Annotated in this window: 24 protein-coding genes and 2 pseudogenes; 21 read left to right on the plus strand and 5 right to left on the minus strand. The window is 37.4% G+C overall.

What is annotated here, in order from left to right:
• Window positions 1-161 precede the first annotated feature (161 nt).
• Together D9Y29_RS10905 and D9Y29_RS10910 are read left to right on the plus strand one after the other, a co-directional pair.
• A complete protein-coding gene (locus D9Y29_RS10905) occupies window positions 162-1,616 on the plus strand; it encodes a hypothetical protein (RefSeq protein WP_127127940.1) in 1,455 nt (484 codons plus the stop codon).
• Window positions 1,616-2,500: a DNA adenine methylase gene (locus tag D9Y29_RS10910; protein WP_127127942.1), complete on the plus strand. Its 885-nt coding sequence runs from the start codon at window positions 1,616-1,618 to the stop codon at window positions 2,498-2,500. Before D9Y29_RS10905 ends, D9Y29_RS10910 begins: the two co-directional genes overlap by 1 nt.
• 2 nt (window positions 2,501-2,502) lie before the next feature.
• Here the strand turns inward: D9Y29_RS10910 and D9Y29_RS10915 are convergent, their stop codons facing one another.
• The 5 genes and pseudogenes from D9Y29_RS10915 to D9Y29_RS10930 all read right to left on the minus strand — a co-directional run bounded on the left by D9Y29_RS10915 (window position 2,503) and on the right by D9Y29_RS10930 (window position 6,211).
• Window positions 2,503-4,080 carry an AAA family ATPase gene (locus tag D9Y29_RS10915; protein WP_127127944.1) on the minus strand — a complete coding sequence of 526 codons (1,578 nt, stop codon included), beginning with the start codon at window positions 4,078-4,080 and terminating at the stop codon, window positions 2,503-2,505.
• A 159-nt stretch (window positions 4,081-4,239) separates the two neighbouring features.
• The gene (locus tag D9Y29_RS27035; protein ID WP_420902510.1) at window positions 4,240-4,689 is read right to left on the minus strand and encodes a transposase; all 450 of its coding nucleotides are present in this window, start codon (window positions 4,687-4,689) and stop codon (window positions 4,240-4,242) included.
• A 192-nt stretch (window positions 4,690-4,881) separates the two neighbouring features.
• Window positions 4,882-4,968, minus strand: a pseudogene (locus D9Y29_RS27040) (helix-turn-helix domain-containing protein); the annotation flags it as partial.
• Window positions 4,969-5,135: 167 nt separating this feature from the next.
• A complete protein-coding gene (locus D9Y29_RS10925; RefSeq protein ID WP_127127948.1) occupies window positions 5,136-5,843 on the minus strand; it encodes an ISL3 family transposase in 708 nt (235 codons plus the stop codon).
• A 146-nt stretch (window positions 5,844-5,989) separates the two neighbouring features.
• On the minus strand, window positions 5,990-6,211 hold the full coding sequence (locus D9Y29_RS10930) for a LytR/AlgR family response regulator transcription factor (RefSeq protein ID WP_127127950.1): 222 nt from the start codon (window positions 6,209-6,211) through the stop codon (window positions 5,990-5,992).
• A 262-nt stretch (window positions 6,212-6,473) separates the two neighbouring features.
• On the opposite strand from D9Y29_RS10930, the gene D9Y29_RS10935 reads away from it, so the two are divergent.
• The 19 genes and pseudogenes from D9Y29_RS10935 to D9Y29_RS11025 all read left to right on the plus strand — a co-directional run bounded on the left by D9Y29_RS10935 (window position 6,474) and on the right by D9Y29_RS11025 (window position 22,069).
• A complete protein-coding gene (locus D9Y29_RS10935) occupies window positions 6,474-7,325 on the plus strand; it encodes an RteC domain-containing protein (RefSeq protein WP_127127952.1) in 852 nt (283 codons plus the stop codon).
• Between the two features lie 95 nt (window positions 7,326-7,420).
• Complete coding sequence (locus tag D9Y29_RS10940; protein ID WP_127127954.1) at window positions 7,421-7,975, plus strand: hypothetical protein; 555 nt, start codon at window positions 7,421-7,423, stop codon at window positions 7,973-7,975.
• Between the two features lie 128 nt (window positions 7,976-8,103).
• Window positions 8,104-8,448, plus strand: a complete 345-nt coding sequence (locus D9Y29_RS10945; protein ID WP_127127956.1) for a DUF4134 domain-containing protein — start codon at window positions 8,104-8,106, stop codon at window positions 8,446-8,448.
• Window positions 8,449-8,453: 5 nt separating this feature from the next.
• Window positions 8,454-8,819 (plus strand): DUF4133 domain-containing protein, encoded by a 366-nt coding sequence (locus D9Y29_RS10950; protein WP_127127958.1) that lies wholly within the window; start codon window positions 8,454-8,456, stop codon window positions 8,817-8,819.
• Window positions 8,776-11,295: pseudogene (locus D9Y29_RS26755) on the plus strand (TraG family conjugative transposon ATPase). The gene D9Y29_RS10950 and the pseudogene D9Y29_RS26755 overlap by 44 nt, the downstream one beginning before the upstream one ends.
• A 14-nt stretch (window positions 11,296-11,309) precedes the next feature.
• On the plus strand, window positions 11,310-11,978 hold the full coding sequence (locus tag D9Y29_RS10960) for a conjugal transfer protein TraI (protein ID WP_127127960.1): 669 nt from the start codon (window positions 11,310-11,312) through the stop codon (window positions 11,976-11,978).
• Between the two features lie 9 nt (window positions 11,979-11,987).
• Window positions 11,988-12,893: a hypothetical protein gene (locus D9Y29_RS10965; protein ID WP_127127962.1), complete on the plus strand. Its 906-nt coding sequence runs from the start codon at window positions 11,988-11,990 to the stop codon at window positions 12,891-12,893.
• Complete coding sequence (locus tag D9Y29_RS10970; protein ID WP_127127964.1) at window positions 12,890-13,537, plus strand: hypothetical protein; 648 nt, start codon at window positions 12,890-12,892, stop codon at window positions 13,535-13,537. Before D9Y29_RS10965 ends, D9Y29_RS10970 begins: the two co-directional genes overlap by 4 nt.
• Before the next feature lie 10 nt (window positions 13,538-13,547).
• Entirely contained in the window at window positions 13,548-14,177 is a 630-nt protein-coding gene (locus tag D9Y29_RS10975) for a TerB family tellurite resistance protein (RefSeq protein ID WP_241237896.1), read from the plus strand.
• 4 nt (window positions 14,178-14,181) lie between these two features.
• Window positions 14,182-15,378 (plus strand): TraJ family protein, encoded by a 1,197-nt coding sequence (locus D9Y29_RS10980; RefSeq protein ID WP_127127968.1) that lies wholly within the window; start codon window positions 14,182-14,184, stop codon window positions 15,376-15,378.
• 9 nt (window positions 15,379-15,387) lie between these two features.
• Entirely contained in the window at window positions 15,388-15,999 is a 612-nt protein-coding gene (traK, locus tag D9Y29_RS10985) for a conjugative transposon protein TraK (protein ID WP_127127970.1), read from the plus strand.
• A 10-nt stretch (window positions 16,000-16,009) separates the two neighbouring features.
• A complete protein-coding gene (locus D9Y29_RS10990) occupies window positions 16,010-16,414 on the plus strand; it encodes a hypothetical protein (protein WP_127127972.1) in 405 nt (134 codons plus the stop codon).
• A complete protein-coding gene (gene traM / locus D9Y29_RS10995; protein WP_127127974.1) occupies window positions 16,395-17,537 on the plus strand; it encodes a conjugative transposon protein TraM in 1,143 nt (380 codons plus the stop codon). Before D9Y29_RS10990 ends, traM begins: the two co-directional genes overlap by 20 nt.
• Window positions 17,538-17,563: 26 nt before the next feature.
• Entirely contained in the window at window positions 17,564-18,391 is an 828-nt protein-coding gene (locus D9Y29_RS11000) for a DUF4138 domain-containing protein (protein ID WP_127127976.1), read from the plus strand.
• Window positions 18,392-18,404: 13 nt separating this feature from the next.
• Window positions 18,405-19,484, plus strand: coding sequence for a hypothetical protein (locus D9Y29_RS11005; protein ID WP_127127978.1), 1,080 nt, complete (start codon window positions 18,405-18,407; stop codon window positions 19,482-19,484).
• A 288-nt stretch (window positions 19,485-19,772) separates the two neighbouring features.
• A complete protein-coding gene (locus D9Y29_RS11010; RefSeq protein ID WP_127127980.1) occupies window positions 19,773-20,132 on the plus strand; it encodes a hypothetical protein in 360 nt (119 codons plus the stop codon).
• Between the two features lie 5 nt (window positions 20,133-20,137).
• Window positions 20,138-20,527: a hypothetical protein gene (locus D9Y29_RS11015; RefSeq protein ID WP_127127982.1), complete on the plus strand. Its 390-nt coding sequence runs from the start codon at window positions 20,138-20,140 to the stop codon at window positions 20,525-20,527.
• A complete protein-coding gene (locus tag D9Y29_RS11020) occupies window positions 20,502-21,467 on the plus strand; it encodes a bifunctional DNA primase/polymerase (RefSeq protein WP_164735366.1) in 966 nt (321 codons plus the stop codon). Before D9Y29_RS11015 ends, D9Y29_RS11020 begins: the two co-directional genes overlap by 26 nt.
• A 29-nt stretch (window positions 21,468-21,496) precedes the next feature.
• The gene (locus D9Y29_RS11025; RefSeq protein ID WP_127127986.1) at window positions 21,497-22,069 is read left to right on the plus strand and encodes a hypothetical protein; all 573 of its coding nucleotides are present in this window, start codon (window positions 21,497-21,499) and stop codon (window positions 22,067-22,069) included.
• Window positions 22,070-22,079 lie beyond the last annotated feature (10 nt).

Genomic DNA, 22,079 nt, shown 5'->3' on the forward strand with positions numbered 1-22,079 from the left:
TCATTCTCTTTTTGAATAGCTAATGTATTAAAAAAATGACAAATAACTTGCTGTAGAGTGCTTTTATAGCTAATTTACCGCTTGAAATACAATATCACATGCTTAAGACTTAGTATAATATACTGAGACAAGGGCACCTCGTTTATATATAATTTAGTCTTATGCCTACTACTTCACAGTTAGAGATTAGTAAATTAAGTCTCGACCTAAAAAACTTTAGAACAGTACCGCAAAAGAATGAAAAGGAAGCTATCAATGCCATGATTTCTATTAAGGCTGACAGGTTCTTTGCTGTCATGGAGAGCATTATTGATGATGGATATCTTCCAACCGAGAACATAATCATTCTCCAAGAAGGCACTAAAAATGTGGTGAAGGAAGGTAATCGTAGGATTGCTGCGCTTAAAATAATTCACGGCTTGTATAAAGTTGGTGACTTTAACCTGCCTTCTTCAATTGTCGAAAGTATAACCAAACTTGATGCTGCCTGGAAAAAAGATAATTTGAAAGTACCATGTACAATTTTTACTGCAAAGGAGGTGGAAAAGGCCGATCGCGTTGTAACCCTGGCACATGGTAAAGGTGAAAAAGCCAGTAGAGACCCTTGGAACTCGGTAGCAAGAGCAAGACACAACAGGGATGTAAAAGGAGTTACAGAATCCGGTTTAGACTTATTGGAGAAATATCTCAAAAAAGGCAATAATTTAAATAACCAACAAAAAGACAGGTGGGGTGGAGAATACCCTTTGACAGTTTTGGACGAGGCTATGAGGAAAATCTATCCTAGGTTAGGCTTTCAAAATGCTGGTGATATTGCAAAAAAATACCCTCAGATACCGAAACTAGCTGAAGTTGAAGATATATTAAGGGACATAGGCCTTGAACAAATAAGTTTTCAGCTCATTAGAAATCCTAAAGATGATTTTCCGACTGGATTTGGAATACCTCCATTACCCACACCGGGGAGAACTACTACAGGAGGCGCCAGCACTGGAGGCGCATCAAACAGCGGTACATCGTCTGCAAATGCCAATACCGGTACTGCAGGTACAGGAGCAGGCACGGGCGCAAGTACCGGTACAGGAACAAATACCCCTGGAAGTACTAGCGGAAATGCTGGCACTAGCTCAACTGGATCAGCGAGTGGTTCGCGGGCGCATGCAGCCAATGATCCAAAGCATGTAGCTGGCCTTTTGAAAAAATTCAGTCCTAGAGGCAACAACAGACAAAAGGTGGTTACTCTTCGTGATGAGATTAAAAAGCTCAAGATAGGCGATAACCCTATTGCCTTCTGCTTTCTGCTAAGAAGCATGTTTGAGATTTCGGCTAAGGCTTACTGTGGGGATCATAGTATTTCTACAACCAAAAATGGCGGGAAAGATAAGACTTTAGTTGAACTATTAAGGGCAGTCACTGCGCACCTGACAAATAACAATGCAAACTCAGCTATGGTCAAAACTCTGCATGGTGCGATGACGGAAATAGGCAAGCCTGATGGAATACTTTCTGTAACATCTATGAATCAATTAGTGCATAATCCATCTTTTTCAGTTTTACCTGGCGATATTTGCACCCTATTTGGAAATATTTATCTACTGTTAGAAGCTATGAACTAATGAGTCAATTCAAAACACCATTAAGATATCCGGGGGGGAAGCAGCGTCTAACTCCATTCATCGAGGAAATACTAGACGCGAATAAAATAGTGAATGGCCATTATGCGGAGCCTTATGCAGGCGGGGCCGGAGTAGGAATTCAACTCCTTTTGTCTGGAAAGGTTAGCCACATACACCTGAACGATTCTGATTTTGGTATCTATGCTTTTTGGTACTGTGTATTGCACAAAACGGAAGAATTGTGTAATATGATAATATCAGCTTCGATGACGGTGGAAGAATGGAAAAGAAGGAAAGAAATAGTAAAGAAATGTGATAGAAGAAAGACATTGGAAGTAGGATTTAGTGTGTTTTTTCTGAACAGATGCAATCGTTCTGGGGTGCTGTCCGGCGGCGTAATTGGGGGACTGGACCAATTAGGAAATTACAAAATGGACGCAAGGTTCTCACGTAATGATTTGGTTAGACGCATTGAAGCGATAGCTTTACATAAAGACAAGATTTCAATAACCAATTTTGACGCAGAATATTATATTGACAACTATATACCTAACCTGCCTCAAAACACACTCGTATATTTCGATCCGCCGTATTACGAGCAAGGCAGTAATCTTTACCTTAATGCCTATAAAAAGGAAGACCATTATAGGTTAGCAAAAGCTATTCAGAAGGTAAGACATAAGTGGGTATTATCGTATGACGGGGTGCCTGATATCGTGAAATTATATAATAGAAGAAGGCATTTTCTTTATGCCCTTCAATATTCCGCTGCAAAGGTATATAAAGGCAAAGAGGTATTTATTTTTTGCGACAGATTAAAACTACCTGCTGTTTGTTCATTGAAGCATATACAGGAGGGTATGAATAACCTTGTAACTGCGTAAGGTTATGCCAATAGAGGTATACCTAACTCATCTGCAAATAGATTATACTTTTCAACAAACGTTTTAATGAATTCGTCAACTTCCTTTTTGTTTGCCTTCATCCACGGGTTGATGACTTTTGAAGCATTTGTGCCCCAATTTTTCAAGTGAGAGTTGAACCAAAGCTTAGCTTTTTCCCTATGCCCTTCAATTTCTGCTAATGAATAGTCGCGAAAGCAATATTGCTTGGTAAAGTCAGGATGTACTGTTGCCCATACTTCAGAGTCATCAGGCAGATTATGGAGATATGTAGCTAAAATTCGCTCAGGTGATTCGCTAAATGGAAGAACCATATAGTTAGGCAGGCGATTGACTTTTCTCATAGTTTCTTTTTGAGCTCTTACATCCCCATCAAGAAAGACAAAGGAACACGGAAACATAAAAGATGGAACCTTCCTGATTCCTAAATCTACGAGACTGCCGCATCCTATTGTACAATCTATAAAACGAAGCTTATTAGCTTTGGTTTTAAGAAGCGCTTTTGCAAATATGGCAGCCTCCTTATCCTCAGTAAAAGCATCTATCTTATGGTTGGGCCCATCTCCAATTGTAACGTTTAGCCTGTGCATTATTGTATTGAAAGTCACTTCCGGTGTCACAACAACGCTGTTATTCCGTTTTTGAAGAAAAACAACTTTTACTTGGTCTTTAGTTGCTTCTTTCTCCTTTAGTTGTTCTTGTAGCTCACACGCTTTTTCGAGTATAGAAAGTGAGTGGGTTGTAAAAATTATCTGTATTTTAAGCTTAGACGCAAAGGTTCTTAGAAAGTTGATTAGCTGAATTTGTGATCCCGGATATAGTGTAGCATCCAATTCGTCGATTGCTAATATACCTCCCTTGTAGTCATGCGGATATTTCTCTTTTAATCTCTTAAATGAGAGGACAGCAAGCAATATCTTACCGATATTATCCTGTCCAGCAGAGTTTTGTTTCCAGTCATAGCTGGCAGTATTAATCCCTAGGGTATTTTTATCTGGACTTTCAATGTATTGAGCTGTGGCAATTTCTTCCTGAGAGATCAGTATTTTCTTATGCCAGGTTTTGAAGAATTCATTTTCTTCTTCAGTCAACTCAGTGACAGTGCTTTCTTGAAGCTTATTGTCTTCTCCTATTGGCAATAGGCGTTTTAAGCTCAAAAAGATCACCGGCAGCTGAATATATCCTGAGCCTTTAGAACGATCTCCTTTTTTCCAAAAGCGCACTCCAGGTTTACCTCCACCTCTAGCTATACTTTCCACGATAAAAGGTTCCTCATCGTCTTCTAAATGTAAAGTCCACTCGTGTTCTTTAGGCTTATCGAAGTTGTCGGACAACTTGAATTTTTCACCAAAAGCTGATTTGAATGAGCCGCCGGATAGAGGCTTTTCATCCTTCATCGGATTTGTCGCTTCAGAAATGGTGAAAGGCTGGCTTAGCATTCCTAGGATGGTGGTCTTCTGCGTACCATTCTGACCTGCTATGACTGTTACTAAGTTGCCTAGGTCAAAATCAATATCTTGGAATCCTCTAAATTTCTTGATGGAGATTTTTTTAATAATCATAAATGCAAGGGTGATTATTTAACGAATTTTCGAGACATATTATCCATTAAATGTATAAAAACAATTGATTTTCTGCAATATAGGAGAGATGTTAGCACTCTGTCATAAAGAAATTTGTAGATTCTTGGGCATGTTGGTTCTTCGTCACTTTTGGTGGTTTTATCCTGAGACATATAATAGAAGCTTCTTTCGTAGTAGTTGAAAACTTGCCCGCCCGTACATTTGACGTTTAAGCATTTTTAATTTATTTACCTGGCCTTCAACCTGTCCATTACTCCAGGGTTGTGTAAATGCATTCTTGACAGCAGAAAAGTCAGTAAGCATTCCTTTTGCAAAACTGTGAATCTCCTTAATACCACTCGCTCTTGCTTCATCAATCCACAATGATAACTGAGAGTCTGATTTATCAGCGAGCATCTGTCTGAATTTTCGAAACAAGTTGTAGGAAGTTGCCACTTCTGGCGATTCTTGCCGTAAATATTTGACCAGCTTTTTCTCTTTTGGTGTTAGTTCTTCTGGAATCCGATACAGTAGAAGACTAACTTCAGCAGGACGCCAATATTGCAACGGTAATTCTTTGGGATAAATTACCCTTGCCTTATCAGGCATATATTTACGAATACTGGCATATCCAGTTGTCTGTTTTCCCCTGTATCCCAGCGCTTTAATCTCCACGTAGATATCTTTTATTAAGATATCTGGTCTTGTAGAGATCGCATTGACAATATAATCCTCAAATAAAAAAATGTTTGTTTTAGAGGGAGCACTTTTAGGTAAAGCGACATTCTGTTGAAAGTATTTCCTGACGGTATTTCGACTCAAACATAACTCTCTGGCTATTGCACGGATACCTGTACCATTTTTATGCATTTCTTTTACCTGATCCATCAACTCCTGTTTCCGTCTTAACAATAACTGACTTCTCGTAGGCTTGGAATTGTTCTGTTCTTTGAGAAGTTTAGGAGGATGTAGTTGATATTGTTCTTTTGCTTTTTGTTTTAGTGCCCCCTGACAACGTTGCAGGACGCGCTTGACGGCCTCCCCGAGGTTCTTAATTAAGTGCCAGCGATCCGCTCTACCTGAATAGCATTAGGCAAGGCATTTGTTACGCCTGTAGCATAATTAGAATATCGGTCTCTGCTCACAACTTCAATTTCTGGATTAGCATTTAACCAGGCGGTAACAGTTGCTGCTTCCCGGTCAGGCAACAGGTCGATTATTTGGTGTTGTACCAGATCAACTACTACGGTGCCATACTTTGAGCCTTTCCGGTACGCCCAATCGTCAATGCCAATAGCTGTAGTCTTTTTTGCATCCGGCAGTTTCTTCCTGTGAATCTGCCTGATCAACGTTGAGCTACTTGCGGGAATACGCAATGTATTGCATAATCTTGATCCGGCATTTCCTCCTACAAGCAGTGATATTTTCAAAAGTTTTGCTGCCAATCGGTTGGTAGTCCGTTGGTGAGGTGCAGTCAGATAATTGAATCGTTCAGAAAATATCTTTGTCGCGCAGGATGGATTCTGGCAATAAAATTTCCTGGCCTTCAAGTGAATCATAACTGTTTTATCAAAGCATGAGACATCACGAACCATCCGATTGTAGTAACTGTGAAGTCTGCTCGAATTAATTGAACAAGCTGGGCATTCGCACTCCTTTTGATTGCTACGGACATTCAATACAACTATACCATCCTGAAGAGCATATCCAGTTACTTCATAATCATCTCGACCCTGATCAAAAATTAATCTATTGATTTCCATGGATAATAGTTCATGGATTCAATGTATGGCAAAGGGGATTTTAAACTGCGGTTACTACACGAAACCACCAAAAGTGACGAAGAACCACCATTACCGGAATGAGGGGTGACCATAAAACGGTACGAGGGGGTACCATGCTCCGGAATCTACAAGGAGGAAATCTTTTTCAATATGTCAAAGCCAGTTCCACCAGGTAAATTTATATCTAGTAGTAGTAGGTCGAAATTTGTTTTTGTAAGTAAATCTACTCCTTGGCGTACAGCTCCAGCCTGGCCCACTACGATATCCCCATAATTTGTAACCATTTGTGCTGTATGCCTCCTTATGATCGCATGATCTTCAATTAGTACAATTTTTAAAGGTTTCATAGATAAGCAATTTGTTATAATGTTTTGGTAATGAATAATTAACAACAATTTTTTAGCCAAAGTTCAATGCAAATGCATCAAATTTCAATTCAATACCAACGAATTTGAATTGACCAGGCTACTGGAGTTCTTTCAAAGATATTTTTGAATTCTCTCAGCCTTTTTCCGTATTCAGTTTTATCAAAAAACGTAGAAAAATGCGCCAAACGTCGTATTGCATATTAAACAGCGTAACAGGAATTTTGCGTTTAAATCAACATCTATGGAAAATGTAAGAAATTGGGAAAATCCGCTAAATGATCTGCACAAGAAGCTTTTAAAAGAACTTGCCGAAGTTGGAAATGCATCACAAGAGCCACTTGTAGTTGCCAGGCTCTCAATTGATATTTGTGTAGGCGTAATGAAGCAGGTCAAAGAGTATATTTTGACAAATGAATTCCCCGCAGTTGAACAGGAAATTGACTTTTTTAAAAAAATTAAGCCGTCTTTCCAGTGTCGCTTAATTTTCTACAACGATGTATTTGAAATCTTACTTAAAAAACCACAGTTTTCAAAAGAAGAAACTGCTCGTTATCTTAATCGAGAATTTCAAAAACTGAAGGAGTTTCATAAAAATCACCTTGATTTCTCTAAATATTACCGAAGCGGTGCTTCAGATTTAGACCAATTATATTTTACAAGAAAAGGTGCACTATCAAAATATTCCTTTCATCCCCAGTACCTGGATTCTGATTCTGAATTCACTTCCTTTAGCGATTACGTGGTTGCGCGTGGTTGGGCCAACGAAAGGTTGGGGGAATTTCTCGAAGACGAGTTGGAGGCATTAAGCAATCCTAATCAAACAAAAACCTGCTTGGAATGGAAAGACACCGTAATGTCGCTTGTTGAATACGGATACGTATTCAAAAGTAATAACACTTTTGGCGACGCCACACTGAAACAGATATTCGAAGGGCTTGAAGCTGCATTCGGGATTAAAGTGGGTAATCATTCAAGATATTTTCAACACATCTTGTTTAGAAATGAAGGACCAACTGCTGCACAAGACAAAAATAAAATTGGTTATCTAAAGTATATTGATAAAATAGAAGAGAAAAATTTTAGTAAAAAATAATGCACTACAGTCGCACTCTATAACCTCGCTTTTTCACAACCACATATTTGCATTATGAAGACGAAATACAATTCTCAAACTTTTAAATGTGAATTATGTGGTCAACCTATCATTTTGAGATATGCCTTTTAGGCGGGATCTTAATACTTGTCATTTATTTTTTGATTCTCAAGAGAGCTAGAATTATTAAACTAAATACAGCTGGTTCACAGCGAACTTCGTTACCCAATAGGCCAATTGCTTATAAAGGATACTCGCTTATCGATCCAATTGAAAATTTCAGCTCAGCCATTCAGTCCACGATGGCTGCCAACTTCCCTGTGGGTACTGAATATGAAGGTGAAATTGAGCCTGAAGATTGGAATGATATAGAATTAACACATGTAGATGAAGTGTCTTTCCTCATGCGTGAGGCAGATTACGTAGTAGAAAAAATTCAGGACGTTCTTGCTCATATTGCATCAAACCCACCCAATCCAGAGGAAGTTACATCAAAGGTTAGCGCCATTGTACAACCATATCGCATCTTCTTTGATACTGAATACTACAATTCAATCAACGCATATATATCGCTGGCCGTAGAGCGCGATTGCGGCATTCAGCTTTCAAAAGCTAATATCGAATCTCTTTGGTTTAAAAGTTCTGCATAGTAGGTTTATAGGGTGTTGTAGGCCCGCCTCATAGTACTGGAATCATCCTGATTTTATACAGGCGGGCCATTTTATTGCCTCTACGTTCCCCTAATTCTTTTCTCACTCAAAATTAATTCCACTTAATTATGTTGCTCTTTTCAAAAGGAAACAGAAGTTTTCTTATAAGATTATTTTGTCTCAAAAGTTTCGCCCTTTCATCAATAACCTCTTTGGCTCAGACTCCATCTAATAAAAACGGCAATGAGGGCATTAAGAAGGCCGCAGAAATGGTGAGCGGTTATTTTGATGATGGAACTACGCTCTTATATGCTATTGGCGCCATTGTAGGAATTGTTGGTGCTGTTCGGGTATACAATAAATGGAGTAGTGGCGATCAGGATACCGCGAAAGCAGCAGCGGCTTGGTTTGGAGCGTGTATTTTCCTCGTTGTAGTAGCAACTGTTTTGAAAAGTTTCTACGGACTTAAATAGAAGTGATGGCAACTGTTTACCAAATAAATAAAGGCGTCAATCGAAGTTTAGAGTTCAAAGGAATTAAAGCACAATACATTATTTACCTGGCTCTGGGGTTACTTGTCCTGCTTATACTTTTTATGATATTATATGTAATCAGCAAGAGCTCTTACCTCTGTCTTTGTATTGTAATCCCATTGGCCTTGTTCTTATTTGTCACTGTTTCAAAATACAGTAAAAAATACGGCGAGAATGGGCTCGTCAAGAAAATAGCAAACTCAAAACTGCCAGGAAATATTATCTGTCAGTCCCGAAACTGTTTTATCCGTCTAAATAATCAGAAAAGTGAAAAAAAACAAGTCGTTACAGGATGTCTTACCTGTATTTAAAATAGAAAAAGATTGTTTGTTATCACATAAAGGAGATTTTACCCTTGCATATGAAGTTACATTGCCGGAGATATTTACAATGTCAACAGCAGATTATGAAGCTCTCCATAATACCTGGGTAAAAGCTATCAGAACCTTGCCAATGAATACAATCGTGCATAAACAAGATTGGTATTTACAGGCTACATATAACGCAGATTTTGATGGTGAAAAATCTTTCTTATCTAAATCCAGCGAACGCTTTTTTAATGAGAGGCCATATTTGGATCACAAATCTTATCTATTTATTACCAGCAAGGCTTCCAATAAAAGAACCGCTTCAGCTCTTTCATCTACCTTAATTACTTCATCATTTGTCCCTCAGCAGGCGATCGATCCACTATTGCAGGAAAGTTTTTTTGATAAAGCCGGTCAATGCATTAAGATTCTTGAAGATAGTACTCTCATGAAATGTCGCAGACTAACTTCAGATGAACTAGCAAGTACGTTTCAAAATCCAGGATTACTTGAACGCTATTGTTACCTGCTTAAACCCGGAGAAGAGCCTGTTATTCGAGATATGAGTTTAAATGATGAATTTAAGGTTGGAGAATACTTTACGCAAATGTTTTCACTGGCGGATGTTCAGGATCTTCCGGCTTTATGTGGACCTAGAGTTAATTATGAAAAGTATTCTACTGATAAAACGAAGTTCTCTATTTCCTTTTCAGCACCATTAGGACAACTATTGGACTGTAATCACATTTACAATCAATATATCATTATCGAGGAGCCACACCGTACTATCCAAAAGTTAGAGAAGAAAAGAATCCGATTACAGTCTCTTTCTGCTTACTCCAGGCAAAATTCAATTAGCAGGGACGCAGTAAACCAGTTTTTAAATGAAGCAATCACACAGCAAAGGCAGCCTATAAAGGCCCATTTTAACCTCCTGGTTTGGACGGATCGTAAAGATCAACTGAAAGATATCCGTAACAATGTTTCAGGTGCATTGGCTCAAATAGATGCCAGGGCCAAAATAGAGACCGTTATCGCCCCCCAGTTGTTTTTTGCAGGGATGCCTGGTGGAGCAGCAGATCTTCCCTTGCACGACTGCTTCGACACATTTGCTGAACAGGCGAGCTGTTTCTTAATTCAGGAAACGAACTACCGGAGCTCCTTGTCTCCTGTGGGAGTGCGCTTGGGGGATAGAATCAGTGGCCTTCCTATTCATGTGGATATTAGCGATGAGCCACGCGAAAATGGCATTATTAGCAATAGAAACAAATTTATTTTAGGCCCAAGCGGGGTTTACCGGGCTATTTTTAATTAAATGGCCCGGTAAACCCTGTCTCCAGGATCAGGCAAGAGTTTTTTTACCAATCATTTACTAAGATCATACTATGAGCAGGGAACTCATATTGTGGTAGTTGACATAGGGCATTCGTATGCCGGATTGTGTCAACTAGTCGGTGGATACTATTTCACTTTTTCGATCGAGAGACCTATAAGTTTTAATCCCTTTTACATTGAATTCGGTGATTCTTTTGATACAGAAAAAAAAGAATCATTAAAAACACTCTTATTGGCATTGTGGAAGAGAGAAGGAGATGACTTTACGAGATCTGAATATGTGTCCATTTCTAATGCTATACAATTCTATTACCAAAAAATATCACAAGAAAAAAGCATTTTTCCATGCTTTGATAGTTTCTATGAATTTGTCGAAAGTGACTTTCAGGAAATATTGAAACGAGATAATGTAAGAACCATTGACTTTGATTTAGCCAATTTTCTTTACGTCTTAAAGCCTTATTACAGAGGCGGAGAATTCTCTTATTTACTTAATGCCAGAGAGAACCTAAACTTACTGGAACAACCATTCATAGTATTCGAGTTGGACGAAATACAGAATCATCCCACAATTTTGCCAGTGGTTACAATTATTTTGATGGACGCTTTCATGTCTAAGATGAGAAAGCTAAAAGGTATTAGAAAGCAATTGCTTTTAGAAGAAGTATGGAAGGCTTTGATGAAGAAAGGAATGGAAAATGCAATTCTCTATTGGGTTAAAACTATCAGGAAATATTTCGGGGAACTCCTTTTGGTTTCTCAAGATGTGGAAGATGTTATCAAATCAGTTATTGTAAAAAATGCCATTATCAATAATAGCGACTGTAAAATTTTGCTAGATCAGAGTAAGTATCAAAATAAATTTAGTGAAATACAGGAGTTGCTTGGACTAACAGATAAAGAAAAGGCATTAATCCTTTCAATGAACAAAGCGAATGATCCGACCAAAAAATATAAAGAAGTCTTTATAAGTCTCGGTGGAGTCCTGTCAAAGGTTTATCGAACGGAGGTTTCTTTAGAGGAATACCTAGCCTATACTACAGAAGAAAGAGAAAAAATGAAAGTGCAGGAATATTCAAAAAAATACGGCAGTATTCAGAAAGGCATTTCAGTATTGGCATCTGAAATTCGATCTGTTGGTTGATTAATTAATCATTTATGAAACGTTATCTAATTATAATATTCTGTTTCTCTTTTGTAGCTGTGTCTAATATTGCTTCTGCCCAATTAGCAATAGTAGAAGCGCTGAAAATTGCAACCAAGAAAGTAATCAGGGCCGTTGACTTACAAGTTCAGCGCATTCAAAATAAGACAATAGATCTTCAGAATGTACAGAAACAGTTAGAGAATGCCTTGTCAAAATTGAAGCTGGATGAAATATCAGAGTGGACTTCCCGGCAAAAGGAGATTTATCAGAAATACTTTGATGAACTCTGGCGAGTAAAGTCAATCCTGGCTTATTACCGGCAGTTCAGTTCAATAATAAATAAGCAAAAACAACTATTGAAGGAATATCAGGATGCATATTCATGGGTAAGAAAGGATAAGAATTTCTCTGAAAGGGAAATTGAATACATCTACATTATTTATTCGGGAATCCTGGAAAAAAGCATTGGTAATGTTGATAATCTACTGGATCTAATGAAATCCTTCACTGTTCAAATGTCAGATGGTGATCGTTTAAAACTGATCAATGAAACTTCCACCAAACTGGATAATCAACTCTTGGATCTTCGGGAATTTAATAACAATAATTGGCTCGTAAGTCTTCAACGCTCAAAATCCAAGCAAGAAATTGAATCGTTGAAGGGATTGTACGGGTTTTAAAGCCATGTTATGAAAAGAAAGGAGTTTTTAAGTAATCAGCCAGATCCAGATCTGTCATTTGACAGGAATGATGAATTTGAGGCGAATAAAAATACTGTCTGGGATGGCAAAGGATTGGATGCGATAATTTATGACTCTGCCAAAATACTAAAGGAAAAAGGTTATGACGAAAAAGGTTTGAATAATGGTGAACCTGAAGGAATGTTTAAAAGCCACCTCAAAGCTCAGTTACAACACTTGTTGGAATCGGATGAAACAATTATTGGGGTTCACCAATTCCAGGTTCAGAATTTTGGTTTTTACAATAATGGTGATGATATAGTAAGATTTACGTTCAGCTATGATTTTGAAGATCAAAAAATAACGCTCAAAGAAGTTGAGGCAGAATTTAAAGGCGTTCCTATTAATCAAACTATTGATCGATTAAGCGATATCTGGACGTCCCAAGATATGTATCGGCGGGTCAAAGAACTGTGGATAATAGTTCATGACGAAAATCTTACAATATTAGAAGGGAACGTAAATGACGTCATTCAAAATGAAAGTGGCCGACTCCGCCATTTAGGGTATGAGCAAAACGGCCAGTTGAACAGGAAGTTGCAAGCAGAAATATTCAAGTCAATGGAGAAAGAAAGCCCCACAAATCATTTCTCATTGAAGGCAACGCGCTTTTGCCCGCAAGGAGAAATGAAGGTAACCCTATACTATGAGTACATACAGGATATATTTCAATTGAAACTTAAATCTATACGAGCAGATTTGAACAACCGAAAAGTTGAATACTCTAATGACGGCACTTCACCTATTCCTTCTCTGAATGATCTTAAATCATTTTTTGTAAAACAAAAAAACGATTTGGCAAATAAGCTTATAAATCATAAGCCTGACACATCATTTAAAAACAGATTGAAATGAAAAAGTGTTTTTCCATATTGTTCCTTTTGATCCTGTCAGTCCAACTCAAAGCCCAAACATGGGATGAATGGTTTAAGCAAAAAAAGACACAGCGAAAATACTTGCTGAACCAAATTGTAAGGCTGCAGGTATACCTGGGACATGTAAAGAAGGGGTACAATATCTTAAACACTGGATTAACCGCTATTGGGTCAATTAAGAAAGGAGAGTTTCAGCTTCATGATCTATTTATTAGTGATAAAAGAAGAGTGAAACCCATTATCAGGAATTCATTCGCCGTCCTGGAAACTGTTCGGATAGCTACACAGGTAAGACAATCATGGTCATATATCAAAGAGTCACTTTCAAACACCTCTCTCTCTCCGGACGAAAAAGCATACATCCTGAACGTAAAATTTAACCTGCTAGAGAGCCTTTCAATGGATATCCAACATCTACTTAATGTAATTACAAGTGGGGAATTAGAAATGAGCGATCACGAAAGAATTGAAGGGATAGCAGTTATTCACCAGAATGTACAAAATAAAAAAGCAGCAACGAATGCTGCTAATAATTCGCTCAGGGTTTTGGTAAACCAAAAAAACAAACGCAATCACGATATCCAGCAATTACAAGATCTATTCCTATTTCCCAACCAACCTTAAACGTGTAATTATGCTTAAGCTATTTCTTCTTCTTACAATTTGTTTCTTCAGCACACCAAAAAATTCCTTTTGCCAGGCGGCAGAATTGCAGCAGCTTATTTTAAATCTGGAAAAACTTAACCAGCTTAGAGCTATCCTTGATCAAATGTATAAAGGATACCAGATTGTTTCAAAAGGCTACAATACGATCAAGGATATTTCACAAGGGAATTTCTCTCTTCATAATACTTTTCTTAACGGGTTACTAGCTATAAGTCCCACAGTAAAAAAATACCATCGTATCGCTGAGATTATCAACATTCAGTTAAGCATAGTTAAGCAGTATAAAAATGCTTTAAATGATTTTAGAAAGACAGCAACACTCAATCCTCAGGAAATACAATATATAGAACAAGTGTTTTCGAATTTATTTGACCGATCTGTTGAGAACATGGATGAGCTTGTTATGGTAATAACGGCCAATAAACTACGTATGAATGATGCTGAACGGTTGGAAGCCATCGATAGAATATATGATCAAATGTCAGATAAATTACAATTTCTGCACTCCTTTAACAAGAAGGGGTATCTCCTGGTAAGGCAACGTGATCATTCAAAACAGGAACATAAAAATATTGACCAATTATTTTTATCAAAGTAACCATATGCGTTTAATATATTTTATTATCACTTCCCTAACAGTCATCCTGCCAACAAAATTATTTGCCCAAGTTGGTAGTGGGTTTATAAAAAGTTACCAGGGAATTCTAAAAGGCATCTATCAGGATTTAATGAAAATGTCAGGAGAGCTGGTTCCAGTAGCCCAGGCGATCGGTGGATTCGGCGCATTGTTTTATATTGGATATAGAGTTTGGAAGCATATTGCCGCTGCTGAGCCAATCGATTTTTTCCCTTTATTTCGGCCATTTTGTATCAGCCTTATCATTTCTATTTATCCATTAGCCATAGGAGTAGTACGGGGAGTATTAGAGCCTATTGAAATAGCCACACAAGCAATGGTTACAAAAAGCAATACTGCAACAGAAGTTCTATTGACAGAAAGGGCTATTGCTATTTCGGAGACTAAAGAATACCAGGAACTAGCAAGTGAGCTGGAAAAAAGAGATACCCGTTGGGATGAATATGCATATCCTAGTGGATCGACAGGAGATCCTTATATGTCCAAAGGTGGAAACCCATTTTCGTTTAGCATTTTTACAAATTCAATCTCATTCTTTATAAAATTGATGTTATCCATCATTTTGCAAATTGTATATTTTGCCGCTGTAATTTGTATAGATACGCTTAGAACCTTCCACCTTCTTATCCTTGCAATTATTGGCCCAATTGTACTATGCATTTCAATCTTCGACGGATTTCAGCATGTATTGAATGTTTGGCTTGCCCGTTTTGTTAATGTTTTTCTCTGGTTGCCAATTGCAAATCTATTCGGTGTACTGATAAGTAAAGTTCAGCAAGGTATGCTTCACGTGGATCTTGAAGCCATGAAGAACAGTGGTTTAACATCCTTCGGGACAACTGACATAGCATACCTTATCTTCCTTTTGATAGCTACTGTTGGCTATTTCAGTATCCCAAGTATCGCCAACTATATTATACATGCTTCTGGAGCAAATACGATCTTAATGAAGGTGAACAAACTTTCTTCTGCTGGAAGAACCATGATCATGACGGCTGCTGGTGGTGGAGCAGGATATGCAGCAAGCCAATATGCTGGAGGTAGTATGAGTGCGGATAAACCTGGCAATGATATGTTTCATTATTCGATGGCCGATGCAAAAAACTCTGAACCTTATACGAATGAAAGCTACAGCAAAAGCAAAATATCTGGAAACTCTTAATAGCACAAAATGTTTCAACAATTCAGAAATATCAATACCGCCTTTAAATATACAAGAATGCTTTCACTGGTAACCCTCGTGTGTAGTTTTTCCCTTACTACTTTTATTTTCTTATATACTCATAATGAGCGTAGGAAGGATAGAAGTAAGGTTTTGGTAATTAACAATGGAAAAGTTTATCATGCGATAGAATCAGACAGACTGCTACAATGGCCTATAGAAATCAAAGATCATGTAAAAATGTTCCATTTTTATTTGTTAACACTGATTCCTGATGAAAAGGCGAATACAAGTAATGTTTCTAATGCATTATCCTTGGCCGACAAATCAGCTCTGGATTACTACGAAAATTTAAAAGAAAGCGGTTACTATAGTAATGTTGTTGCAGCCAATATTACCCAGCAGGTTCAAAAAGATAGCATAGTTGTGAATACATCATCCGATCCCTGGTCTTTTGTTTATTATGGAAAGATTACTATCAAAAGGTCTACCAGTACAGTTGTTCGATCACTCGTAAGCAGGGGAGAAATTAGGATTTTGCCTTTTGCCAGTGAAGACAACCCACATGGACTATTAATTGAAAAATGGTCTGTTATCGAAAACCAAGACTTAAATCATTAAAAGTATAACGATGTGGCAACGCTTTAGAAGAAAAAAGAAAGCACAATTTGGAAATTCATCTTCAAAAAATACTATAGCAACAATTGAGGAAAGACTAAAGAATAAATTTGTTTCTGTAATGCAGAAGGCCGAAAAAAGATTAACTGCCAGGCAAAGAACAATATTTTTCTGCTTGTACTTCTTAATAATGGTGGCGATCTGTTCCAGTACATTTCTAAAATCATCTATTTTCAAAACTGGTAATAAAACGCCCGCTCATAATAGTATTGTGATCCTCCCGGATATAACTCTTCCAGATTCTTTGAACATTGACTACTTGAAAAATGCAATGCAAACTTTTCCCTTGCAAGATAGTAATTCCACATATTTAACAGATCATCAAATGCATAATAGTTATGGAAACAAAAAAAACTAAAAAACAAAAGTTGATTGCACTCGCTCTTCTCTGTGTCGTACCGGCCATTATTATTAGTGTTCTTATATACCAATTAATGCCTGGAAAGGAAGACGTACAAAAAAACGAAGAAAACAAATTTAATAAATCGCTTCCTTCACCAAAAATTGAGGATGAGCCAAGGAGTAAGCTGGAGGCATATTTAAGAGCTCAGGATGATTCTATTAAGAAGGCAAAAGATAATCTCCAAGAGCAAATTCCCCGATTTTTCAATCCCGGCCCTCCTGACCAGGTGTATGCCGATCAATACGATCCTGGTGAAAGGCCAATGCCTACTTCTGCAAGGATGAAAAATCAGGAAAAGAAGATGAATGAACAGCTTGCCAGATTAGACAAGGTGTTGCAACCTATGCCCGAAACTTTTGATCAATTTGAAAATGAAAATTTAAAGGAAAAACCCTCAGTTGATGTGACTCAGCTGGAACAACTGATGGCTACCCTTCAGCAGAATGCAGAAGAAGATCCGGAATTGAAGCGTGCCGAACGAATAGTGAAAATGATAACGGAATTGAAAAGCCCGCCCGTACCTAAACCCGATTCGACTACTACCGAAAAGCAGAATATTTCTACTATACCACATACGCAATCGAATGGGTTTTATGGATTGAGACCTTCCGCTTTAACTCCATCAACGCAAAACAAGGTAATTAAGGCTACAACCTTGCAAGACCAAATATTAAATGAAGGCAGTACTATAACACTAATGCTGGAGCAGGATATTTACCTGGATAACCAGCGAATACCTGCCGGAACGTTGCTGGACGGCCAATGCTCATTTGCTAATGAGCGCATTCAGGTTAACATCGATAAACTTGTATACAATAATGTCTTTTTCCCTCTCAGGTTAAAGGTTTATGATTTGCGCGGCAATGAAGGAATTTATGTTCCTGGGTTGGTTACGCCCGAGGGAGCAAAAGCAACTGCGAATGAGGCTTTGCAATCCCTAAATATTGCTTCACTAGATCAATCAATGTCAACACAGGCTATCAATACCGCTATACAAGGCATTAAAAGCGCTATTGCCCGAAAGACAACCAAACTTAATGCTACCGTTAAGGCTAACTCTAAAGTCCTTTTACGATAAACATTTAAACATTAAAAAAACGAATCATGAAAACAATACAGTTCCTACTACTAATTGCCTGTTTTATCATGAACTTTGCTTATGCACAGGCTCCTCCTGATTTCAAGCTCTTACCTGTAAAATCTATTCATCTTGAGATTGGAACTGCAACAACCAGTCTTATCAGCTTTCCTGTAAACATTGGGGAGGGAAGATGTGGAATACCTGAGTTGGAAGCGGCAAAAATGCCCGGGTATGAAAATGTATTAGCCGTTAGAGCATCTCAAGCCTTTAGTGATACAACGAGCCTCCAAGTAATTACTATAGATGGTGACATTTATGACTTCTGTATAACATTTGCGCCGAAACCGGAGGCAACAAAGTTTGTTGTAAAGAATATGCCGAGATATGGGTTTCCTGAAGCTTTAACCTCAAATATTTCTAATATAGAGAAAATAAGATGGCATATTGAGCGGATTGAAAGTGAAAGGTCATTTTTGAATAGAAGAAAAGAAAAATTCGATTTGTTATGCGAACTGGAGGGGATTTATGCAACCGATGATCTGATTTTTCTAAAGTTTAGATTGGCTAACTTCTCGAATTTGTCTTTTCTTCCGTCAAACTTTAGAATGTATGTTTCAGACAGAAAAAAAACAAAGAGAACCTCAATACAGCAAATAGAAATCACTCCTGTCTATAGCCAGCCATTTTCTTTATTGAAAGGTAACTGTGATCAAAAATGGATAGTTGTTATTCCGAAAACGACCATTCCTGATAAAAAGAAATTCTTAGTTGAAATTAATGAAGAGAATGGAGGAAGAAATCTGCAATTAGAAATACCAAACCGGTTTCTGTTAAAAGCCAAATTGTTATAGTAGAACAGGATTCGTGAATAATAATATCAATCATAATAACAGGGTACTTGATGCTTTAACTCTATATATTGAGCAGGATACGCAATACCGGATACTGAACCCAATTATTGCTGCTAACGATCGCCATTCTTTACTTATGAAGATGCAGACTTTGGAAAATATCGCGCTGCATTTCAGAAAGACTAAACTTGACGGAGAAAAGTTGAGCCTTTCTTTTATTAAGAGTGAGATTAGAAAAATAAAAGTACAGATTACCCCCTCTGTTTTAAATTACTTATTAAATGGAGGCTTTGCCAGGTTTCTCTCTAATGTGTTTGGACGAACCTTTGAAAATAATAGATGGCATACGAATTATGTCGATAGTTTTCAAAGAGAGGTTGGAGAAACACAGAATCTACTTCAATTATCTGAAGCTCTAAAGAAAAACGGGTTTCATCAAAATGTAGATTTAAGTTTAAGTAAGTCCATAAAGCAAGGTCTTCCTTCGTTTTCAATTCGTTACTATGACGTTAAGGCCCCTGAAGTAAATTACATACTCCATTTCAATAAGATTCCTGAAACAAACGCTTATCAGTTTAAGAAATTTGAAACTTCCAGTCGAATTTCAAAATTTGACACTTCTTCTGCAAAAAGTCATTGGTACACTTTCAAATTGGATACGAAAGTTTCTTTTAATGCAAAAGAAGCTGCTTTGTTAACCGCCGGTAAAAGTATATGTAAGGGTGAAGATGATTGGTATTATCTCACACTTAATGGTATACAATCTTGTAAGTTTGATATAGAGTCAAAATTGCGGGAGCTTCCAATACAGGACTTGTCTCTTATGGCCTTTAATAATATAGTAAATGGGGTAAAAAATGGTTTCACAAAGGAATTATCGATTACTGTGGATGGGCATATTGAAAAATTCTATGTGATTGCTTCCCCAATAAATGATGTATTAGTAATTAAGGACAAGCACAATAATTTTATTGATAAGCATTGGCTTAATGAGGTGGTAAAAATTGGAAACAAAAATGCTAAAGATTTAATAAAAGTGTCAGAGAGTAAAAAGGAAATAAAAACTAACAATACTGCCAAGATAGTGAGGTAGAACTGAAATTGATTCTGTCAAGATTGGGGGCGAAAAGGAAAGCAAATGTAGGGCCTCCAGTTGACACAACAAAACCTAACACAGCAAAAGGCGCACATGAACGATGTGCGCCTTTTGCTTTTGCCACCCCTTCTCAAAAAAGCCCCTGAACGAGGGCCTTTTTTGCGGCCTTCATTAAGGTTTTGTTGTGTCAACTGGAGGCCCTTGCGGTTTAGGCTTTCTTTTCGCCCCCATTATTGGCAGATTCAATTTTGGGAGAATAATCATACAAAATATAAAAAAATGTTTATGAACAAAGCAACAAACAGTACTGAAGAGTTTATTACAGTAATTCCTTACTCTGATTCTACGAGTTTGCCAGAGCAAAGAATTAGAATTCACAAGCTGTGTTTTTGGCATGAGAATCAGTATGCACATGCGGTAAATAATTCTAACATTCACGCGTTTCTGAAAAAAGCAAAACTATTTGGAGCAACTATTTTTCCTGATCAACCAAATTCTGGTTGTTTCGTCTGGGAAAGTGAACTGCGAACAGAATCAGGTGAGTTGCCTGTGTTTCAAATAATCTATAACGAAGAAATAGTTTACTCTATGAATGAGGCAAGATCAAAATGCATAATTGAAGCAAGTAATTACCGAATAAAATAGCTGGTATGAAAGACATAAATAAGATTTTGTTATTGCTAATTCTGTTTCTTGTTGATATAGATGATTTTTTGGATTTCATTGAAATTAAAGCAAATAACATTTTTGAGAGAAGAGAGCTGTTGAAGCGCGTACTAACTTCTGCAAAATATTTTCAACTCTTAGAAGGGACATACTTTTTACACTCGGGAATTTATTCACACATGCGAAGAAATGTGGATAGAGATTTAAAATCTTTTTCAGAGTTTCTGATTACGGAGAAAAACACTCCGTTTCTGATTTATTGTTTAAGAAGATATGCTTATATAAAAAAGCATCCTATTTCAAGGTATTTCACTAATGAGTTATCAGATTTGTTTAAAAGTGATTGTGATGATGAAACTGCTGCATTACGCTAAAAAATATAAGGATCTGGGCCTGTCAGTTTTTCCTGTCGATGTTTTTAAACAGAGTATTGGTTCTTGGAAGGAGTTTCAGAGTAGATTAATGACTGATCAGGAAATTATCTCCGCCTTTTCGAAACCGAGTGTATTTGGCATTGCTATTATCTGCGGGAAAGTATCGGGTGGCTTAGAAGTTCTGGATATTGATTCTAAATATGATCTAACTGGTAAGCTATTTGAAAAATTTGTGATTGATTTAGATCAGCAGGCTCCAGCACTAATAGAAAAAGTAATTGTAACATCCACAAGGAATCAAGGCTACCATTTTATTTATCGAACCTACAATCCATGCAACTATGAATTATTGGCAAGACGTAACTCTACTAACGCTGAAAAGGCAATAGATCATGGTTGTAAATCGAAACCTCTTATTGAATGTTTGGGGAATGGTCGATATTCAATTGAATTTCCAACAGAAGGATATGGGTTCTTACAAAATGATATTGGCAGAATTCCATTTATTTCCGATACTGAAAATGAATTGATTAAGAAGGTAGCCAGGTCTTTTAATCAGATTTCGGATCTAAAGGTTGTTTACAAAGAACAGAAAAGCTCTCACTTTAATAATTCTCAAAGCCCACTTGACGATTTCAATGCTAAAGCTTCTGTTCAGGAGGTAATCGATCTTTTAATCAGGCATAATTGGTCAGTTGTCGCTCAATCCCAGGAAAGAACCTATTTTAAAAGACCGGGTACGCCAAATCACCCAATTTCTGGCAATCTTCATCATATTACAAGGGTATTTATTGTTTACACTCCACATACAGACTTTCTACCTGGCGAGCCATATAGTCCTGCGGCCGTATTTGCCTTTTTAGAATGTAACCGGGATTTCAGGATTGCAGCAAAAAAGTTGCTACAAATGGGCTATGGAGTACCATATAACATTCGATAGTTGAATCACTGATTTATTTTAATTAAGTTATGAAAAGAAAATTTGAAAATAGCAGTAATAATCTGCTATTCAATGTAGATGCAACACAAAAGCCACCGTCACAATCCAAACAGGGTAATGATGCTGTGTTTGACATTATGGATGCACTTACAGCCCCTATTTTAACTTTCAGCCCGTCGTGGGCGGATACTATTCCTAAACGTTTATTGGAACTAGTTCCACTTGAAAGAATGGCGAGAATCTTGAAAAAGGAAGAATATGCTACAGACGTGGAATGTGTTATCTATATCTATACTAGAACACTTGAAGCACCTATGACTTCCGAATGGACAGATATATTCACTCATTTGAGTTGTAAAGTGTGTCAACATTGGTTTAACGAAAATCATTGGACAGAAGTAAAAGCTCCGAAGGAACTAAGCAAATGGCTTACTTCAAAGCTTAATGATTTAAGACGCTTCATTTTTACCAAGAGACGCGAAATAGTAAAGCAAATAATCCTCCAGGAAAAAAAAGACAGAAAGGGTTCAGAAACATTCTCAAACCCCGCAACTAAACCCCAGTCCACAATTCAATCCCCTCAAATTTCTTTCAACTTTTAGGATTCAGCTA

Source organism: Pseudoflavitalea rhizosphaerae, from assembly GCF_003991355.1.
Lineage (GTDB): Bacteria > Bacteroidota > Bacteroidia > Chitinophagales > Chitinophagaceae > Pseudobacter > Pseudobacter rhizosphaerae.

What these genes read in the sequence shown, in the direction of transcription:
- D9Y29_RS10945 (WP_127127956.1), top strand. Translation starts at nt 8,104, where the DNA reads ATGTTGCTCTTTTCAAAAGGAAACAGAAGTTTTCTTATAAGATTATTT.
- D9Y29_RS27035 (WP_420902510.1), bottom strand. Translation starts at nt 4,689, where the DNA reads ATGCCTGATAAGGCAAGGGTAATTTATCCCAAAGAATTACCGTTGCAA.
- D9Y29_RS11020 (WP_164735366.1), top strand. Translation starts at nt 20,502, where the DNA reads ATGATGAAACTGCTGCATTACGCTAAAAAATATAAGGATCTGGGCCTG.
- D9Y29_RS10910 (WP_127127942.1), top strand. Translation starts at nt 1,616, where the DNA reads ATGAGTCAATTCAAAACACCATTAAGATATCCGGGGGGGAAGCAGCGT.
- D9Y29_RS11010 (WP_127127980.1), top strand. Translation starts at nt 19,773, where the DNA reads ATGAACAAAGCAACAAACAGTACTGAAGAGTTTATTACAGTAATTCCT.
- D9Y29_RS10940 (WP_127127954.1), top strand. Translation starts at nt 7,421, where the DNA reads ATGTGGTCAACCTATCATTTTGAGATATGCCTTTTAGGCGGGATCTTA.
- D9Y29_RS11025 (WP_127127986.1), top strand. Translation starts at nt 21,497, where the DNA reads ATGAAAAGAAAATTTGAAAATAGCAGTAATAATCTGCTATTCAATGTA.
- D9Y29_RS10950 (WP_127127958.1), top strand. Translation starts at nt 8,454, where the DNA reads ATGGCAACTGTTTACCAAATAAATAAAGGCGTCAATCGAAGTTTAGAG.
- D9Y29_RS10960 (WP_127127960.1), top strand. Translation starts at nt 11,310, where the DNA reads ATGAAACGTTATCTAATTATAATATTCTGTTTCTCTTTTGTAGCTGTG.
- traK (WP_127127970.1), top strand. Translation starts at nt 15,388, where the DNA reads ATGTTTCAACAATTCAGAAATATCAATACCGCCTTTAAATATACAAGA.
- D9Y29_RS10975 (WP_241237896.1), top strand. Translation starts at nt 13,548, where the DNA reads ATGCTTAAGCTATTTCTTCTTCTTACAATTTGTTTCTTCAGCACACCA.
- D9Y29_RS10970 (WP_127127964.1), top strand. Translation starts at nt 12,890, where the DNA reads ATGAAAAAGTGTTTTTCCATATTGTTCCTTTTGATCCTGTCAGTCCAA.
- D9Y29_RS10935 (WP_127127952.1), top strand. Translation starts at nt 6,474, where the DNA reads ATGGAAAATGTAAGAAATTGGGAAAATCCGCTAAATGATCTGCACAAG.
- D9Y29_RS10930 (WP_127127950.1), bottom strand. Translation starts at nt 6,211, where the DNA reads ATGAAACCTTTAAAAATTGTACTAATTGAAGATCATGCGATCATAAGG.
- D9Y29_RS10925 (WP_127127948.1), bottom strand. Translation starts at nt 5,843, where the DNA reads ATGGAAATCAATAGATTAATTTTTGATCAGGGTCGAGATGATTATGAA.
- D9Y29_RS10990 (WP_127127972.1), top strand. Translation starts at nt 16,010, where the DNA reads ATGTGGCAACGCTTTAGAAGAAAAAAGAAAGCACAATTTGGAAATTCA.
- D9Y29_RS10905 (WP_127127940.1), top strand. Translation starts at nt 162, where the DNA reads ATGCCTACTACTTCACAGTTAGAGATTAGTAAATTAAGTCTCGACCTA.
- D9Y29_RS10965 (WP_127127962.1), top strand. Translation starts at nt 11,988, where the DNA reads ATGAAAAGAAAGGAGTTTTTAAGTAATCAGCCAGATCCAGATCTGTCA.
- traM (WP_127127974.1), top strand. Translation starts at nt 16,395, where the DNA reads ATGGAAACAAAAAAAACTAAAAAACAAAAGTTGATTGCACTCGCTCTT.
- D9Y29_RS11015 (WP_127127982.1), top strand. Translation starts at nt 20,138, where the DNA reads ATGAAAGACATAAATAAGATTTTGTTATTGCTAATTCTGTTTCTTGTT.
- D9Y29_RS10915 (WP_127127944.1), bottom strand. Translation starts at nt 4,080, where the DNA reads ATGATTATTAAAAAAATCTCCATCAAGAAATTTAGAGGATTCCAAGAT.
- D9Y29_RS10980 (WP_127127968.1), top strand. Translation starts at nt 14,182, where the DNA reads ATGCGTTTAATATATTTTATTATCACTTCCCTAACAGTCATCCTGCCA.
- D9Y29_RS11000 (WP_127127976.1), top strand. Translation starts at nt 17,564, where the DNA reads ATGAAAACAATACAGTTCCTACTACTAATTGCCTGTTTTATCATGAAC.